We start from the raw sequence: 15,301 nt of genomic DNA, 5'->3' as shown, positions 1-15,301 counted from the left end.
CATCACAGAATTACATTCGTTCCTCGGTGACTATGACAGAACGAGATATGGTTGCGCCATGGCTCACGTGAATGACATCGACCGCAAGCTGATCTCCCTGCTCCAGCAGGACGCGACCACGGCGTACGCGGCGCTGGGCAAGGCGGTGGGCCTCTCGGCCGGGGCCGCGCACGAGCGGGTGCGCAAGCTGCGCGAGCGCGGAGTGATCAGGCGCACGACCGTCGAGGTGGACCCGTCGGCGCTAGGCCAGGGCGTGCTGGCCTTCGTGATGGTCGACTCGACCGCGTGGATGGGCGACTCGGCGGCGGCCTTCGCCGCGATACCCGAGATCCAGGAGGCCCACGTGATCGCGGGAAGCGCCTCGGTCCTGGTCAAGGTGCGCACGACCACGACCGAACAACTCCAGGACGTGCTGCGCCGTCTGTACGCGATCGACGGAGTGAGCGGCACCCACGCGACCGTGTCCCTGGAGACGTTCTTCGAACGCCCCCTCTCCCCGCTGCCGCCCGCCGAGGCGTGACGCGACAGGATCCGGACCGCGCCACCGCTTCGTCGCGCCCCGCTTCGTCGCGTCGTCGCCGAGCGGGGTCGACCGGGCACGCGCCGAGATCACCACGGGCAGCCCGTTGTAGCGTGGCCGTCGGACAGGGGAGGGTGATCCGGCGGTGGCGGCGATTCTCGGGGCGGGCCAGGAACTGGCCCAAGGGCGGTATGTCATTGAGGAGTTGATCGGCGAAGGCGGCATGGCCGTGGTGTACCGGGCCATGGACACCTCGTTGGGCCGGGTCGTCGCGGTGAAGACCATGAACGCGGCCGTGGCCTCGGTCCCCGGCAACCGCGAGCGCTTCCGACGCGAGGCCCGGATGATGGCGCGGCTGAGCGAACCCCATGTGGTCGCGGTGCACGACGTGGGGGAGGAGACCCTGGGCGGCGCCCCGGTCCCCTTCTTCGTCATGGAGCACGTACGCGGACGCAACCTCGGCGCGTGCCTGCGGGACCGGCCCGGCGGGCTCTCCCTCGACCGGTCGCTGCGCATCACCGCCGACGTGCTGATGGCGCTCGCCGCGAGCCACGCCCAGGGCATGGTGCACCGCGACATCAAACCCGCCAACGTCCTGGTGGCCGACGACGGTTCGGTCAAGGTGACGGACTTCGGCATCGCGCGGGCGCTCGGCCAGGACGGCGCCGGCACGGCACTGACCGGCACCGGCATCGTCATCGGTACCCCGCACTACATGGCGCCCGAGCAGTTCGAGGGGCGCGGCGGTGTCGACGAGCGCGCGGACCTGTACGCGGTGGGTGTGATGCTCTTCGAACTCCTCACCGGCACCGTCCCGTTCGACGCGGACACCGGGAACGCGATCGGCTACCAGCACTGCACGATGACACCGCCGACCCTCGCCGATGCGGGCGCCGACGTGCCCTCGACGGTCGAGGACATCGTCGCGCGGGCGCTGGCCAAGAGCCGGCAGGACCGCTTCCCGGACGCCCGGACGATGCGGCTCGCGGTGGAGCGGCTGCTGCCCAAACGCCTTGAGGAGGAGGGTGGTTACCGCCCGACCGTGCGCAACGGCACTGCTGCGCCGCACGAGGGCGATCTGCACGCGGCCCGCACCCGGACCGGCGTCGGGGCGTGGGGCGGCGGCCGGCCGGGACAGGCCGCATCGGGGCACCCCGAGCCCGCGGCGCCCGCACCGCCGCCCGCGCCCGCGCACCTCCTGCCCGCGCCCGCGCACCTCCTGCCCGCGCCCGCGCACGTCCTGCCGCCGACCACGCCCTTCGGCGGACCGGCGCTGCCCGAGGCGCCCCGCGGTTTTCGCGAGCGCCGACGACTGATCGGCCGCTCGTACGGGCTCGTCGTGCTGACGCTGCTGCTCGACGTCCTGCTGTACCGCGCGGACATCCCCCGAGGGCTCGTGGTGCTGCCCCTGGCGTCCTCCGCCTGCGGATTCTGGCTCGCGGGCAAGGGCGGGGCGGCGTCACGGACCGAGTCGCGGCGGGTGGGGTCCGGGCTGCTTCAGGTCAGTGCCCTGTTCCCGCTGGTGACGCACGCCGCGCTCGCACTCGCGTCCCTCATCGACCTCGGCACGGTGCTGTCGGCGCCGTAGGGTCCGGCGCCGTGCTCACACGCCGTGCTCACACGCCGTGCTCACATGCTGAGCGAGCGGGCGTAGTTGATCTGACCCATCACCCACTGGAACGTGCCGGCGTCGGTGGCGGGGATCATGGTGGAGTGGTGGCGGCCGCCGCTGTTCACGGTGACCTGGACGAAGCCGGTCGTCTTCTTCTCCTTCATCAGGAGGAAGAGCAGGCCCAGCAGGCAGAAGATGAAGAAGATGACCGCCAGGACGATGGCGACGGTCGGCATCTTCTCCTCCGTACGGGACATGTCGGTGGCGTTCCACACCGCGCCCTTGAGCGGGAGGGCGCCGGCCGGGGTCATGATCGAGCCGTTGACCACGGTGATGTCGCCGAGCGAGAGGACCGGGACCCCGCCGCCCATCACGGGCTGGTTCTGCGGCGGCCCCCACTGCGGGGCGGCGCCGCCCGGATACCCGTAGCCAGGAGCGGAGTTGGGGACCTGGCCGCCCTGCGGGGCGCCGGCCGGGTAGCCGTAGCCGGGCCCGGAGTTGGGCGGCTGGCTTCCCTGGGGCCCCCACTGCCGGCCCTCGGTCCCGTACGGATTCGGCTCGCTCATTTCTCCCCGCTTCAATTCGGCGCGCTCGCATGTGCTGCGGGGGAGATCCTCGCACAGCCGACGGGTCAGGACTCCTGGCGGCCCTTGGGCTGTGCGGACGCGAGGATCTCCGCCACGTCCAGGGTGGCCTTCGCGCCGATCGGCTCGGGCAGCGTCACGAGTTCGCCGGGGCCCTCGGCGCTCAGGGGCGTTCCCCCGTACATGCGAGAGGGCCCCGCCCCCGGAAGCGAACTTCCAGGTGCGGGGCCCTCGGCAGGCCCGTAGGGGCTCAGGCCCTTACAGGCTCGGGCCCTTGCAGGAACGGTCAGAAGCGGCGCGTGATCAGGGCGCGCTTCACTTCCTGGATGGCCTTGGTGACCTCGATGCCACGGGGGCACGCGTCGGTGCAGTTGAACGTGGTGCGGCAACGCCACACGCCGTCCTTGTCGTTGAGGATCTCCAGGCGCTGCTCGCCCGCCTCGTCACGGCTGTCGAAGATGAAGCGGTGCGCGTTCACGATCGCGGCCGGGCCGAAGTACTGGCCGTCGTTCCAGAAGACCGGGCAGGACGACGTGCACGCCGCGCACAGGATGCACTTGGTCGTGTCGTCGAAGCGCTCGCGGTCCTCGGGGGACTGCAGACGCTCGCGCGTCGGCTCGTTGCCCTTCGTGATGAGGAAGGGCATCACGTCGCGGTACGCCTGGAAGAACGGCTCCATGTCCACGACCAGGTCCTTCTGGACCGTGAGGCCCTTGATGGCCTCGATGGTGATGGGCTTGGCCGGGTTGATGTCCTTGATCAGCGTCTTGCAGGCGAGGCGGTTCTTGCCATTGATGCGCATGGCGTCGGAACCGCAGATGCCGTGGGCGCAGGAGCGGCGGAAGGTCAGGGACCCGTCCATCTCCCACTTGATCTTGTGGAGACCGTCGAGCACGCGCTCCTTCGGGTCGATCTCCAGCTCGAAGTCCTCCCACGTCGCTTCCTCGGAGATCTCCGGGTTGAAGCGGCGGATGCGGAAGGTGACCGTGATCAGGTGCGAGCCGTTGTCCGCCTCGAGCTCCTGCAGCTTGTCCATCGTCGGGGTTGCCATCAGTACTTACGCTCCATCGGCTGGTAGCGGGTCTGGACGACGGGCTTGTAGTCGAGGCGGATCGAGTCCTTGCCGCCGTCCGCGACCTCGCGGTACGCCATGGTGTGGCGCATGAAGTTGACGTCGTCGCGGTTGGGGTAGTCCTCGCGGTAGTGACCGCCGCGGGACTCCTTGCGCGCCAGGGCCGAGACGGCCATGACCTCGGCCAGGTCGAGCAGGTTGCCCAGCTCGATGGCCTCCAGGAGGTCGGTGTTGAACCGCTTGCCCTTGTCCTGGACGGACACGTTCAGGTAGCGCTCGCGCAGCTCGGCGATCTTCTCGACCGCCGTCTTGATCGTCTGCTCGGTGCGGAAGACCATGACGTTGGCGTCCATGGTCTCCTGCAGCTCCTTGCGAATGACCGCGACGCGCTCCGTGCCGGTCGCCGACAGCAGGTTCGCCACCTGCGCCTCGACCAGCGCCGCCGGGTTCTCCGGAAGCTCCGCGAACTCGGTGGTGTGCGCGTACTCGGCGGCGGCGATGCCCGCGCGCTTGCCGAACACGTTGATGTCCAGGAGCGAGTTGGTGCCCAGACGGTTGGCGCCGTGCACGGAGACACAGGCGACCTCGCCGGCCGCGTACAGACCCGGCACGACCGTGGTGTTGTCGCTGAGGACCTCACCCTGGACGTTGGTCGGGATGCCGCCCATGGCGTAGTGCGCGGTGGGCTGGATCGGGATCGGGTCCGTGTACGGCTCGATGCCCAGGTAGGTGCGCGCGAACTCCGTGATGTCCGGGAGCTTGGCGTCGAGCTGCTCCGGCGGGAGGTGCGTCAGGTCGAGGTAGACGTGGTCGCCCTCGGGACCGCAGCCGCGGCCCTCGCGGATCTCCGTGTAGATGGAGCGCGAGACGACGTCACGGGACGCGAGGTCCTTCATGACCGGCGCGTACTTCTCCATGAAGCGCTCGCCGTCCTTGTTGCGGAGGATGCCGCCCTCACCGCGGGCGCCCTCCGTCAGCAGGATGCCCATGCGCCAGATGCCCGTCGGGTGGAACTGGAAGAACTCCATGTCCTCCAGGGGCAGCCCGCGGCGGTAGCACGCGGCCTGGCCGTCACCGGTCAGGGTGTGCGCGTTGGAGGTCACCTTGAAGAACTTGCCGGTGCCGCCCGAGGCGTACACGACGGACTTCGCCTGGAAGACGTGGATCTCGCCGGTCGCCAGCTCGTAGGCGACGACGCCCGCGGACTTCTTGACGCCGTCCTCCTCGACCAGGAGCTGATCGAGGACGTAGAACTCGTTGAAGAACTCCACGCCCTCCTTGATGCAGTTCTGGTAGAGGGTCTGGAGGATCATGTGGCCGGTGCGGTCGCCCGAGTAGCAGGCGCGGCGGACCGGGGCCTCACCGTGGTTGCGGGAGTGACCGCCGAAACGGCGCTGGTCGATCTCACCGGCGGGCGTGCGGCCGAACGGCAGGCCCATCTTCTCCAGGTCGAGGACCGCGTCGATGGCCTCCTTCGCCAGGATCTCGGCGGCGTCCTGGTCGACCAGGTAGTCGCCGCCCTTGATCGTGTCGAAGGTGTGCCACTCCCAGTTGTCCTCCTCCACGTTGGCGAGCGCGGCGGCCATGCCGCCCTGCGCCGCGCCCGTGTGGGAGCGGGTGGGGTAGAGCTTGGTCAGCACGGCGGTGCGGCTGCGCTTCGTCGACTCGATGGCCGCGCGCATGCCGGCGCCGCCGGCGCCGACGATGACGGTGTCGTACTTGTGGATCTTCATCAGAGAATTCCTCAGTCCCTCAGCCCGTGGCCTAGCGGATGTTCGGGTCGAAGGTGAAGATCACCAGCGTGCCCAGCAGGATGGTGAACACCGTGGCGGTGTAGAGCAGCATCTTCAGCCAGAAGCGGGTGTTGTCCCGCTGCGCGTAGTCGTTGATGACGGTGCGCAGGCCGTTGGCGCCGTGCAGCATGGCCAGCCACAGCATGGCCAGGTCCCAGATCTGCCAGAACGGGGACGCCCAGCGGCCCGCGACGAACGCGAAGCCGATCTTGGAGACGCCGCCGTCGAGGACGAGCTGGATCAGCAGGTGACCGAGGACCAGGACGACCAGCACGATGCCGGACAGCCGCATGAACATCCAGCCGTACAGCTCGAAGTTCGTACGCGTCGACTTGGGGGTCTTCTTGGTCCGCTGGCGCGGGGCCTCGATGAGCGGGGCCGGGTGGTCGGTGTCGTACAGGCTCGCGCCCTCGACTTCACCGATGGCGGCAGCGGAAGAGGTTTCGGCAGACATCTCAGTCCTCAGCTCCCGAACAGTTCACGGACGGCGTGGCCGAGCACCGGGTAGAGCGCGCCCACCATCAGGACGACCCAGACGCCGACGACGGTCCAGAGCATCTGCTTCTGGTAGCGCGGGCCCTTGGCCCAGAAGTCGACGGCGATGATGCGCAGGCCGTTCAGCGCGTGGAACAGGATCGCGGCCACCAGGCCGTATTCCAGACACGCGACGATGGGCGTCTTGTAGGTCGCCACGACTTTGTCGTACGCCTCGGGGGAGACACGCACGAGAGCGGTGTCGAGGACGTGGACGAACAGGAAGAAGAAAATGAGGACGCCGGTGACTCGATGAGCCACCCAGGACCACATTCCTTCCCGGCCGCGGTACAGCGTTCCAGCCGGCACGGAAGAACCCTCCGGGAGCGGTGTGAAGGGCCGGCCGGCTTCAGTGTCGGTCTGACCCGGCCGGGTACGGTCCACCGGCCCCGGTCATCGTAGCGACGAGTTGTCGGTTCCCTCGCGCCGGGTCCATAGGTGTGATCAAACAGGCAATCAAACAGGCTCGTACGGCCTAGAGGACGCCGTGCGCGGCGCTCGGGGCATCCGGTTCGGACTGGCTTGCCACGAGATGGGCGAGCCGTGCGCGGGCGAGCCGGCGCAGCTCGTCGGCGGCGATCGAGCGCTCCTCGTCCTGCTCGTTGTTCATCCGGACCCGGATCCCGGTCAGCACCCGGTCGAGGTGCTCGGCCGGTTCGACGCCGTCGAGGCAGATCACGAAGGCGTGCCGGAAGCTGCTCTCGTACGCGGCGTGCGCGGCGGCGAGCGCCGTGTGGGCCGCCTGGGGAGCGCTCTCGTGCAGGCCGGGGGACGACTCGTCGGCCAGCGCCTCGGCGAGGTCGGCCGCACTCAGGTCGTAGCTGGCCTCGTCGGCCGCGGCGAGCAGGGAGCCCAGGTCGGGGTAGGGGCGGTGGGCGGCGATCCGCAGCGCCCAGCGCCTGCTCGCACAGCACGCGAGCAGGGCGGTCTCGGCGGCGCCGGCCGGCGCGTGGTTGAACCGGTCGAGTCCGCCCAGGCGCGGCGGGGCGGCCGGAACGGATGTGCCCCGTACCTGATTCGGTATGGCCGCTCGCCCCTGGGCACGAGGAGTGTGATGGAGTGTCGGCGGTCGCTTCCGGGGGCCGGTGTGGGAATCGCTGGACAGCGTGGGCTCCTCGAACACACCGCGCGGGACGGTGCAGTGCGGGACGGACGGGCTCGGAGCGCGGAGACTGGAGGGGAAAGGGAGGTGGGAGTGCCGCCACGCTATCGACGTGGAGCGGGAGTCGCCCGACGGTTGCGCGAAATTTCACCCGGACGTGAGCGCCGGGTCACGCGTGGTGGACGACTTCCCCGGCACTTCGGCGCCCCGTCGCCGGGCCGCCCGCCCGACAGGCGCGGGAGCCGGGTTGGCCCTTACCCTTGTGCGACGGGAGGTTACTGAGTGATGTCGCGTTTCAGGATGTCACGGGCCCGGACGTCGCGGTCCGGCGACCCGAAGGGGCCGTCGTCGCCGTCGTCCGAGGCGCGCGCCTCCCAGCCGCGCGCGTGGGCACGGCCCGCCTGGCTGCACCGGCCGCGCGGCCGGCGCGCGCTGATGCTGAGGGTGGGCCTCGCCTGCCTCGCGGCGCTCGCGCTGGTCATCGCGGTCTGGCCCGACGACGACACCCACGGCGGCCACGGCGGCCCGGTCGACACCAGGCGCGCCTCGTCGGCACTGCCCGCCCCTTCGCCGATCTACCCGATCTCCTCGCCGCCCCGCACGATCCCCTCCGTGCGTGAACACCGGGCGGCCCGCGGGCCGGGTTTCCGGCCGGTCGGCTCGACCCGGGTGATCGTGGCCACCGGCAGCGAGAGTCTCGCCGACGAGGGGAAGCTGTTCGCGCAGGAGCTGGGCGTGGGCTACACCACCGGCGCGAAGCCGGGCGCGGGCGACATCGAGCTGGCGTTGACCACACCGGCCGCGGGGCAGAAGCCCGTGCCCGAGGGGTACACCCTGACCACCGCCAACCGGCGGGTGCGGATCACCGGTGACGACGATGCCGGGGTGTTCTACGGCACCCGCACCCTCAAGCAGGCCCTCAAGGGCGGCGGGGTGATGCCCGAGGGCGTGGTCAAGGACCGTCCTGACAAGCCGCAGCGGGGGCTCAACCTCGACATCGCGCGCAAGCCGTACAGCGAGACCTGGATCGAGGGCCAGCTGCGGCAGATGGCCGACCTCAAGATGAACCAGCTGGGGCTGCACTTCTCCGACGACCAGGCCTTCCGCATCGAGTCGCAGAGCCACCCCGAGATCGTCTCGCGCGACCACCTCAGCAAGCGCGACGTCCAGCGGATCGTCGCCCTCGCCACCAAGCTGCACATCACGGTGGTGCCCGAGATCGACTCGCCTGGCCACCTCGGCGCGGTGATCGCCGCCCATCCCGACCTCCAGCTGCGCGACAAGGACGGCAAGGCGGTCAAGGGCGCCATCGACATCGCCAACCCCGACTCCGCACGCATCGTCGACGACCTGCTGCGCGAGTACGCGGACCTCTTCCCCGGGCCGTACTGGCACCTGGGCGGCGACGAGTACCAGGCGCTCGTGGTGAAGGCGCCGGCGACCCCGGAATCCACCTATCCGGGTCTCGCGGCCGCCGCCCGCGACAAGTACGGCTCCAAGGGCGACATCAAGGACCTGGCGACGGGCTGGCTCAACGACCGCGCCGAGACGGTCGACGCGGCGAGCGCGGGCCGCACGTCGAAGGCGTGGAACGACGGGTTCTTCTCCGGCGGCCAGGTCTCCGCCGACCCCGGCCGCGAGGTCGAGTACTGGACGGGCAAGGAGATCGGGGCCCGCCCGCCCGAGGACTACCTCGCCGAAGGGCGCAAGGTGGTCAACCTCAACGACGAGTACCTCTACTACGTGCTGGGCGAGCCGAACACCTTCAAGTACCCGACGGGCAAGCGGATCTACGAGGAGTGGACCCCGCTGGTGCTGCGCGGGACCAAGCCGGTGGACGCCAAGTACGCCGGACAGATCCTGGGCGGCCGGTTCGCGGTCTGGGGCGACATCCCGAGCGCCCAGACCGAGGAGCAGGTGGCCCGCGGCATCCGGATGCCGCTGCGCGCGACGGCGCAGAAACTGTGGGACACGCGCGCGCCGTCCATGGCCTGGGAAGAGTTCAAGTCCCTGGCGGACCGGCTGGGGTGAGCCGAGGGGCCGGTGATGCGGGGGACGGCGGGGTGGACGTGCGGGCAGGACGTGCGGGGACGGGATCCGAGGGGGAGGGCCCGTCCCCTGCCGTCGGTGCGGCTGCCGTCCGTGCGGCCAGAGAACCGGCTGGTCAGCCGCTGATCTGCCCGTGTTCGGCCTGTCCGCCGATGGCGATCCTGCGGGGCTTGGCGCGCTCGGCGATCGGAATGCGCAGGGTCAGGACGCCCGCTTCGTAGTCGGCGGTGATGCGCTCGGTGTCGAGGGTGTCGGCCAGCACCAGCTGGCGGGAGAAGACGCCCAGGGGCCGCTCGGAAAGCTCCAGCTGCACGTCGTCGGCCTTGACGGCGGGGCGGCGCTCGGCCCTGACGGTGAGCATGTTCCGCTCGACATCGATATCGATCGCGTCCTTCGCGACACCGGGCAGGTCGAGGGCGATCACGTACTCCTCGCCTTCACGGTAGGCGTCCATCGGCATCGCCGAGGGCCTGGACCACGTGCCGGTGGTGCCGGTGAGCTGCTGGGCGAGACGGTCGAGCTCGCGGAACGGGTCGGTGCGCATCAACATCGCGAAAACACCTCCATTGGTCTGGCAGAACCTGCCAATGCGCTGGGTCTGACACCGTTGTAACATGTCATCGAAACGATGACAAGTTTCGACGTCATCCGAACAGTGACTAGAAGGAGTGTCCTCGTGCGCGTCTCCCCGGAGCCCCGTGATCCCACGTCGTTCTTCGCCGCCGCGGCGGCGCTCGACACGATCAACGAAGCCGTACGCACCGCCCAGACCCCGCAGGCCGCGACGGCACGACAGGACGGGCAGGCCAGCTCGGACCAGGCGCTGGCCGCTCTGCTCATGCTGCGGGAACTGCGCGACCAGCTGGCCGGATGGGAGCCCGGCCTGATCGAGGCGGCCCGAGCGGCGGGCTCCAGCTGGGCCGATCTCGCCGGCCCGCTGGGTGTGGCCAGTCGGCAGGCCGCCGAGCGCCGCTATCTGCGGGTGCGGCCGGGCGCCCCCGGTGAGACGGGTGAGCAGCGCGTCCAGGCCACCCGCGACCGCCGCGCCGCCGACCGCACCGTCACCGCCTGGGCCCGGACCAACGCGGGCGAACTGCGTCAGCTGGCAGGCCAGATCACCGCACTCACCGATCTCCCGGCACGCGCGCGCACACCGCTCGCCAACCTCACCGAGACGCTCGCCGACAACGACGCCGCCCGCCTCATCGCCCCCCTCGCCGAGACCCGCGTACACCTCGAAGCCGGCCACCCCGACCTCGCGGCACGCGTCACCAGCATCACGGACCACGCCGACCGGCTCCGCCGAGCCGGCCACGAGCCCCGCTGAGCCGTGGAGGCCGTACGCCATGGCGAAGCTTCACGTGTTTGCGCCGCCGCCCCGCGGGCGCGCATCGCCGTGGGCGGCAGATGCCCCTGCCGCCCACGGCATCCTCCGCACCGGACCGCCGGGGGAGATATGTAGCCTTTCCAGGCTTCAGGTGCGGAAGATGCGTGGACAGGCATAGATTCGTCGCTGAGGGCATATTTGAGGGTGACCGTTCGGGGAGCGCCGTGGGGCGCGGCGATAGCCTCCTGATGGGACATGTACCTGCTCAGTGGGAGTGACGGCCAGATGGACCGTGCGGGATCTTCGGCCGATTCCCCGGACGACCTTGTCCAGCAGGTGCTCGAGGCCGCGGAAACCCTGATCGTGACGTGGAACGAGGCGGCGCAGGGTGCGCTGCCTCGTCTGTCGAGTTTGCAGTTGCAGGCGTTGACGGTCGCCCGCCGGTCCCCGGGTATCAATCTCACAGGTCTGGCGGAACGCGTGGGTGCCGCGCCCCCCACGGCCAGCCGGCTGTGCGACAGGCTGGAGGCAGCGGGGCTGCTGGAGCGCCGCCGCGGCACGACCAGTCGCCGCGAGATCGGGCTGATCCTCACGCCCCAGGGGCTCGCCATGTTGGAGGACCTGGCCGAGCGGCGCCTGGCGGCCATCAACCAGGTGCTTCGGCATGTGCCCGTCGATCAGCGCGAAGCGCTCCGTAGCGGCTTGGTCGCGTTTGCCGAGGCCACGAAGAGGGCTGCCGACCCGGGCTCGGGCGACTGAGGCGTGGAGCGGCCGGCCGGGCCGGTCACTCCTGCCTCGCCCGTGGTCCGCGCCAGTCCAAGCAGACGACGGCCGCGTCGGCGGACAGGGCTCCTTCACCGTGGTACTGCAGCAGTCCGTCGACCACGGCGCGCGCGGTTTCGTGGGTCGACGCGCTGCGGGCGGCGGCGATCGTCTCGCGCAGGGCCTGCACGCCGAAGGCGTTGGCGCCGGGTGCTTTGGCCGCGTGGACACCGCTGCTGACGATGATCAACCGGTCGCCGGGGGCGAGGGCGAACTGTTCCGCACGGTATTCGGTTTCCTCGAACATGCCGAGCGGCAGCTGTGCGTCGAGCTGGATCTGTTCGACGGTGCCGTGGCGCATCCGGAACAGTTGGGGGGAGCCGGCATCCACCGCCTCCGTCCGCCCTGTCGCCAAGTCGATGCGCAGCAGCAGGGTGGGCGCCGACACCTGGCCGGTGTATTCGCCGTAGACAGCCTGGTCGGCGAGGCAGGCTTGGTCGGCGAGGGAGGTGCCGGCGCGGCGGGCGTTGCGCAGGGCGTTGACGGTGAGGCTGGTCAGCAGCGCTGCCTGGATGCCGTGCCCCTGGCCGTCGGTGACCGTGAGGGTCAGGGCGTCGTCGTCGAGGCTCCAGTCGAAGTTGTCGCCGCCGACGGCGTACGCCGGTTCGAGGTGGGCGCCGAGGGTGAATTCGTCGCGGGCGAAGCCCCGGCCGGGCAGGAGCTGCCATTGCATTTCCGCGGCGAGGGTGAGGCGTCTGCGACGGCGGGCCTGCAGGTAGAGGTCGGTGTCGCGTTCGGCGACGAGCAGCTCGTGTCCCAGGGCGGTGGCGAAAGCGGCGAGTTCGAGCACGCCGGAGGCGCCCTGCACGGCGGGCTCGGGGAGGTGGACGGACAGAATGCCCTTCCTGTCTCCGCGCACGGTGACCGGCAGATGTACCCGTACCGTGCCCGGTTCGTCCGCCGCTTCGATGACGGGTGCTTCGGCTGTGAACGCACGGCCCGCGGCGCTTCCGTCCCGGACGGCTGTCGCCTCACCGGTGTGGGGCAGGTTGGTCACGGGCTGGAGGACGGTCAGGCCGTAGTCGGCGAGCAGGAGCGTCACATCGCGGGCTTGCACGTAGTCGGCCAGCAGCGAGCGGGCCGTGGACAGCAATGCTGTCGGGGCTGCCTGACGCAAAGCGCCTTCCGCGATGCCCAGCCAGCCTGTCGAGGGACGTTCCATGGTCTTCTTCCCTTGTCACGCGAACGGTCCCGCCAAGAGAACCCGGATGGTGCCGCACGATCGGCGGCCGTCTCGTTCTTCCCCTGTTCCGGACTCCCTTGCCGGCCCCGGAACATCCCCAAGGGGAAGTTTGCCACCGTCCCGTGTCGGCGTCCCGCTCCGCGGCGGTGAGCGTATTCCCCTGACTGGGTGGGCCGGCCTCGCCCGCGCGTCACTACCTGGGCGTTCCGGGGGACGGGTGGGGAATGCGGATGGCCAGGGCGAGGGTGTCATCGGGGTGGAGAACAAGGCTGCGCATGTCGGCGGCGATGGCGGCGGGAATGCCCGCCAGCGGTTCGGACGCGTGCCGTCGTGCCGCTTCGACGAGTCGTTCCTCGCCCTCCAAGGGGTTTCTCCGGCTCTCGGTCAGACCGTCGGTGTACAGCACGAGCAGGTCGCCCGGGTCGAGCCGGGTCCGCAGAACCCCTTCGCTGCCCGGAAGGGGGAAGCCGATGCCTCTGCCGCGGACCTGCAGGTAGCGGGCGCTGCCGTCGGCCTGGAGCAGGAGGGCGGGTGGGTGGCTTCCGTTGGCCAGCTCCACGTCGCCGGTCAGGGGGTCGATCCGGGCGAGGAGGGCGGTGGCCATCAGCGCGGGAGCCATCGGGATGAGCAGTTCGTGGGCGCGGGCCAGAATGGACTGCAGCGGGTGTCCCTCAAGGGCGAGGGTGCGGACGGCATGGGTGACGTCGAGGGCGCTTCTGGTGCTGCGCACCCCGTGGCCGAGCGCGTCGACGACGGTGATGTGGAGCGTGCCGTCCGGCAGGAGGAACCAGTCGTAGAGGTCGCCTCCCGTGGGGGCGTGCGGATCGGCCGGCTCGTAGTGGACGGAGAGCTCAAGCCCTTCGACGTGCAGCGGAGCGGGGCGCAGCGCGTCTTCGAGTTCTTGGAGCATGAAGCCGTGGGCGTTGCGCAACTGCTCCTCGTGTTCTTCGAGTTGCACATACAGGGCGAGGACGCCGCCGTTGGTCTCGGCCAGCTCGTGCTTGAGACGACGGTGCTCCCCCTTGAGCGCATCGGCCAGCGCGAGCGCGGCGCGCAGTTCCTCGTCGGCGGCCTCCGTCTCGCTCTGTACGGCGCCGCCGCCCGCCCGGAAGCGGCTGCCGGGCCGGGCCTTGGTGTCTTCGGTGAGGGGGATGCGCCAGCTGACCGAGGTGGCTGCGACCGCCGGGGCGGGGGGCAGCGGCAGGCCGGCCCGGATGAGCGGCCCGGGGGCCTGGGGGGCGCTCAGAGTGGCGACGAGGACGGCGGCTCCCTGGTCCTGGCCCGTGTCGATCTCGGTGGTGAACAGGGCGGGCCTGCGGGCGGTGAATTCGGCCGCGGCCACGTCGGCGACGGACAGGACGAGGCGGGCGCGGGTCTCGGCGGGCAGTCCGTAGCGGTGGGCGGCGCGCCGGGCTGCGCTGCGCAGGGCGGGCAGGTCGTAGAAGGTGCCGGTCATGAGTGCCTTTGGTGGGGTCTGACCGCGAGGACCGTCGCGTCGTCTCGGGTGCTGCGGAAGTGGTGCGTCACCGATGCGGTGAACAGCTGTGGGGGCAGGCGCAGCACGAACGGCGAAGGGGCTTGAGCCCAGCGGGAGTTGATGCCGTCGGTATGCAGAACGACTGTTGTGCCGGCGGGCAGCGGGAGGGTGTGGGTCTTGGGGGTGGGCATGCGCAGCACGAACGGCGAAGGGGGTTGAGCCCAGCGGGAGTTGATGCCGTCGGTATGCAGAACGACTGTTGTGCCGGCGGGCAGCGGGAGGGTGTGGGTCTTGGGGGTGGGCATGCGCCGTCCCACGACACCGGGCTGTCGATGCGGACGTGGGCGGCCGGTGTGCCGGCCGGCCTCACGGGCCGGTCCACCGGGTGGCGATCACGGTCGTGCCCTTGCCCACCTCGGTGTGCACGGCGAAGTCGTGCATGAGCCGTCGTGCGCCGCCCAGGCCGTGGCCGAGCCCGGCACCCGTGGTGAATCCGTCCGTGAGGGCGGCGTCGAGGTCGGGGATGCCTGGGCCGTCGTCCCGTATGGTCAGCCGCAGTCCCTTGCCTGCGCCGCGGGAGGGGTACTCGATGGTGAGGGTGCCTCCTCCGCCGTGGACGTAGGCATTGCGGGCCAGTTCGCTGGCCGCTGTCACGATGCGGGTCTGGTCGACGATGCCGAACCCCGCGGTGACGGTGGCCGCGCGCACCGCGTGCCGGACCGTCAGGAGTTCCTCCTCCGTGTCCAGGACGATTCGTTCGGCGCCTTCCGGTTCGGACTCCTGCGCGTACGGGGCCGCATGGGCCGTGGGGGTGTCACTCTCAGCGAGTCGGGTCATGTCGTGCCCCTCCCGGGGGCCTGGGGCTCTCGTGCCATCCGAGAGCCGCCATGCCCTGTTCGGTGTTCAGGGCCGTTTCCACGCCGTCGAGCTCAAGGCCCAGTTCGACCAGCGTGATGGCCACGGCGGGCCGCAGTCCTGCCACGATGACGCGTGCTCCCAGCAGACGGGCCATCGACGTCGTTTCCATCAGCATGCGGGCGACGAACGAGTCGACCATCTCCAGGCGGGAGATGTCGATCAGGACACCGCCGGCCCCCTCGGCCGATATGCGGTGGGTGAGCTCGTCGGCGAAGATCCGGGCGGATCGGTCGTCCAGCTCGTTGAGCAGCCCGGTGATCAGAACATCGCCCAGCCGGAGCATGGGGAATCCGCCGCCCGCCTGCGCC

18 protein-coding genes are annotated in these 15,301 nt (G+C 70.4%); 5 read left to right on the top strand and 13 right to left on the bottom strand.

Features of this window, described 5'->3' with window-relative positions; translation table 11 throughout:
- Positions 1 to 58: 58 nt before the first annotated feature.
- Complete coding sequence (locus tag OG432_RS12230; RefSeq protein WP_443058376.1) at positions 59 to 520, top strand: Lrp/AsnC family transcriptional regulator; 462 nt, start codon at positions 59 to 61, stop codon at positions 518 to 520.
- A 145-nt stretch (positions 521 to 665) separates the two neighbouring features.
- Positions 666 to 2,108, top strand: coding sequence for a serine/threonine-protein kinase (locus OG432_RS12225; RefSeq protein WP_328310704.1), 1,443 nt, complete (start codon positions 666 to 668; stop codon positions 2,106 to 2,108).
- A 41-nt stretch (positions 2,109 to 2,149) separates the two neighbouring features.
- On the opposite strand, the gene OG432_RS12220 is transcribed toward OG432_RS12225, so the two are convergent.
- The 7 genes from OG432_RS12220 to OG432_RS12190 all read right to left on the bottom strand — a co-directional run bounded on the left by OG432_RS12220 (position 2,150) and on the right by OG432_RS12190 (position 7,238).
- Complete coding sequence (locus OG432_RS12220; RefSeq protein WP_328310702.1) at positions 2,150 to 2,698, bottom strand: hypothetical protein; 549 nt, start codon at positions 2,696 to 2,698, stop codon at positions 2,150 to 2,152.
- Between the two features lie 65 nt (positions 2,699 to 2,763).
- The gene (locus tag OG432_RS12215; protein ID WP_328310700.1) at positions 2,764 to 2,901 is read right to left on the bottom strand and encodes a hypothetical protein; all 138 of its coding nucleotides are present in this window, start codon (positions 2,899 to 2,901) and stop codon (positions 2,764 to 2,766) included.
- 101 nt (positions 2,902 to 3,002) lie between these two features.
- Positions 3,003 to 3,767 (bottom strand): succinate dehydrogenase iron-sulfur subunit, encoded by a 765-nt coding sequence (locus OG432_RS12210; protein WP_328310698.1) that lies wholly within the window; start codon positions 3,765 to 3,767, stop codon positions 3,003 to 3,005.
- Complete coding sequence (gene sdhA / locus OG432_RS12205; protein ID WP_328310696.1) at positions 3,767 to 5,521, bottom strand: succinate dehydrogenase flavoprotein subunit; 1,755 nt, start codon at positions 5,519 to 5,521, stop codon at positions 3,767 to 3,769. The genes OG432_RS12210 and sdhA overlap by 1 nt, the downstream gene beginning before the upstream one ends.
- A 31-nt stretch (positions 5,522 to 5,552) precedes the next feature.
- Positions 5,553 to 6,035, bottom strand: a complete 483-nt coding sequence (locus OG432_RS12200) for a succinate dehydrogenase hydrophobic membrane anchor subunit (protein WP_328310694.1) — start codon at positions 6,033 to 6,035, stop codon at positions 5,553 to 5,555.
- 8 nt (positions 6,036 to 6,043) lie between these two features.
- Entirely contained in the window at positions 6,044 to 6,424 is a 381-nt protein-coding gene (sdhC, locus tag OG432_RS12195) for a succinate dehydrogenase, cytochrome b556 subunit (protein ID WP_100574740.1), read from the bottom strand.
- Between the two features lie 166 nt (positions 6,425 to 6,590).
- Complete coding sequence (locus OG432_RS12190) at positions 6,591 to 7,238, bottom strand: 2-oxo-4-hydroxy-4-carboxy-5-ureidoimidazoline decarboxylase (protein ID WP_443058375.1); 648 nt, start codon at positions 7,236 to 7,238, stop codon at positions 6,591 to 6,593.
- 414 nt (positions 7,239 to 7,652) lie between these two features.
- Between OG432_RS12190 and OG432_RS12185 the strand changes: the two genes are divergently transcribed.
- A complete protein-coding gene (locus OG432_RS12185) occupies positions 7,653 to 9,248 on the top strand; it encodes a beta-N-acetylhexosaminidase (RefSeq protein ID WP_328315078.1) in 1,596 nt (531 codons plus the stop codon).
- Positions 9,249 to 9,381: 133 nt separating this feature from the next.
- Here the strand turns inward: OG432_RS12185 and OG432_RS12180 are convergent, their stop codons facing one another.
- Positions 9,382 to 9,816 (bottom strand): Hsp20/alpha crystallin family protein, encoded by a 435-nt coding sequence (locus OG432_RS12180; protein ID WP_328310691.1) that lies wholly within the window; start codon positions 9,814 to 9,816, stop codon positions 9,382 to 9,384.
- A 126-nt stretch (positions 9,817 to 9,942) separates the two neighbouring features.
- Here OG432_RS12180 and OG432_RS12175 point away from each other — a divergent pair, with 126 nt between their 5' ends.
- Both OG432_RS12175 and OG432_RS12170 read left to right on the top strand, forming a co-directional pair.
- Positions 9,943 to 10,593, top strand: coding sequence for a type III effector protein (locus OG432_RS12175; RefSeq protein WP_328310689.1), 651 nt, complete (start codon positions 9,943 to 9,945; stop codon positions 10,591 to 10,593).
- Between the two features lie 255 nt (positions 10,594 to 10,848).
- Positions 10,849 to 11,352, top strand: a complete 504-nt coding sequence (locus OG432_RS12170; RefSeq protein ID WP_328310688.1) for a MarR family winged helix-turn-helix transcriptional regulator — start codon at positions 10,849 to 10,851, stop codon at positions 11,350 to 11,352.
- Positions 11,353 to 11,377: 25 nt separating this feature from the next.
- Here the strand turns inward: OG432_RS12170 and OG432_RS12165 are convergent, their stop codons facing one another.
- The 5 genes from OG432_RS12165 to OG432_RS12145 form a co-directional block, all read right to left on the bottom strand.
- On the bottom strand, positions 11,378 to 12,577 hold the full coding sequence (locus tag OG432_RS12165; RefSeq protein ID WP_328310686.1) for a PP2C family protein-serine/threonine phosphatase: 1,200 nt from the start codon (positions 12,575 to 12,577) through the stop codon (positions 11,378 to 11,380).
- A gap of 214 nt (positions 12,578 to 12,791) precedes the next feature.
- On the bottom strand, positions 12,792 to 14,054 hold the full coding sequence (locus tag OG432_RS12160; RefSeq protein WP_328310684.1) for a PP2C family protein-serine/threonine phosphatase: 1,263 nt from the start codon (positions 14,052 to 14,054) through the stop codon (positions 12,792 to 12,794).
- Complete coding sequence (locus OG432_RS12155) at positions 14,051 to 14,380, bottom strand: hypothetical protein (protein WP_328310682.1); 330 nt, start codon at positions 14,378 to 14,380, stop codon at positions 14,051 to 14,053. Before OG432_RS12155 ends, OG432_RS12160 begins: the two co-directional genes overlap by 4 nt.
- Before the next feature lie 61 nt (positions 14,381 to 14,441).
- A complete protein-coding gene (locus OG432_RS12150; protein WP_328310680.1) occupies positions 14,442 to 14,912 on the bottom strand; it encodes an anti-sigma regulatory factor in 471 nt (156 codons plus the stop codon).
- The gene (locus OG432_RS12145; RefSeq protein ID WP_328310678.1) at positions 14,896 to 15,276 is read right to left on the bottom strand and encodes an STAS domain-containing protein; all 381 of its coding nucleotides are present in this window, start codon (positions 15,274 to 15,276) and stop codon (positions 14,896 to 14,898) included. Before OG432_RS12145 ends, OG432_RS12150 begins: the two co-directional genes overlap by 17 nt.
- Positions 15,277 to 15,301: the final 25 nt, after the last annotated feature.

This window comes from Streptomyces sp. NBC_00442 (assembly GCF_036014195.1).
Taxonomy (GTDB): Bacteria; Actinomycetota; Actinomycetes; order Streptomycetales; family Streptomycetaceae; genus Streptomyces.
This window is presented reverse-complemented; position numbering and strand designations above follow the sequence as displayed.

Excerpts from the sequence above, each read along its gene's own strand:
- OG432_RS12230 (WP_443058376.1), top strand. The coding sequence starts at position 59 with ATGGCTCACGTGAATGACATCGACCGCAAGCTGATCTCCCTGCTCCAG.
- OG432_RS12220 (WP_328310702.1), bottom strand. The coding sequence starts at position 2,698 with ATGAGCGAGCCGAATCCGTACGGGACCGAGGGCCGGCAGTGGGGGCCC.
- OG432_RS12215 (WP_328310700.1), bottom strand. The coding sequence starts at position 2,901 with ATGTACGGGGGAACGCCCCTGAGCGCCGAGGGCCCCGGCGAACTCGTG.
- OG432_RS12210 (WP_328310698.1), bottom strand. The coding sequence starts at position 3,767 with ATGGCAACCCCGACGATGGACAAGCTGCAGGAGCTCGAGGCGGACAAC.
- sdhA (WP_328310696.1), bottom strand. The coding sequence starts at position 5,521 with ATGAAGATCCACAAGTACGACACCGTCATCGTCGGCGCCGGCGGCGCC.
- OG432_RS12200 (WP_328310694.1), bottom strand. The coding sequence starts at position 6,035 with ATGTCTGCCGAAACCTCTTCCGCTGCCGCCATCGGTGAAGTCGAGGGC.
- OG432_RS12185 (WP_328315078.1), top strand. The coding sequence starts at position 7,653 with ATGCTGAGGGTGGGCCTCGCCTGCCTCGCGGCGCTCGCGCTGGTCATC.
- OG432_RS12180 (WP_328310691.1), bottom strand. The coding sequence starts at position 9,816 with ATGTTGATGCGCACCGACCCGTTCCGCGAGCTCGACCGTCTCGCCCAG.
- OG432_RS12170 (WP_328310688.1), top strand. The coding sequence starts at position 10,849 with ATGTACCTGCTCAGTGGGAGTGACGGCCAGATGGACCGTGCGGGATCT.
- OG432_RS12165 (WP_328310686.1), bottom strand. The coding sequence starts at position 12,577 with ATGGAACGTCCCTCGACAGGCTGGCTGGGCATCGCGGAAGGCGCTTTG.
- OG432_RS12160 (WP_328310684.1), bottom strand. The coding sequence starts at position 14,054 with ATGACCGGCACCTTCTACGACCTGCCCGCCCTGCGCAGCGCAGCCCGG.
- OG432_RS12155 (WP_328310682.1), bottom strand. The coding sequence starts at position 14,380 with ATGCCCACCCCCAAGACCCACACCCTCCCGCTGCCCGCCGGCACAACA.
- OG432_RS12150 (WP_328310680.1), bottom strand. The coding sequence starts at position 14,912 with ATGACCCGACTCGCTGAGAGTGACACCCCCACGGCCCATGCGGCCCCG.
- OG432_RS12145 (WP_328310678.1), bottom strand. The coding sequence starts at position 15,276 with ATGCTCCGGCTGGGCGATGTTCTGATCACCGGGCTGCTCAACGAGCTG.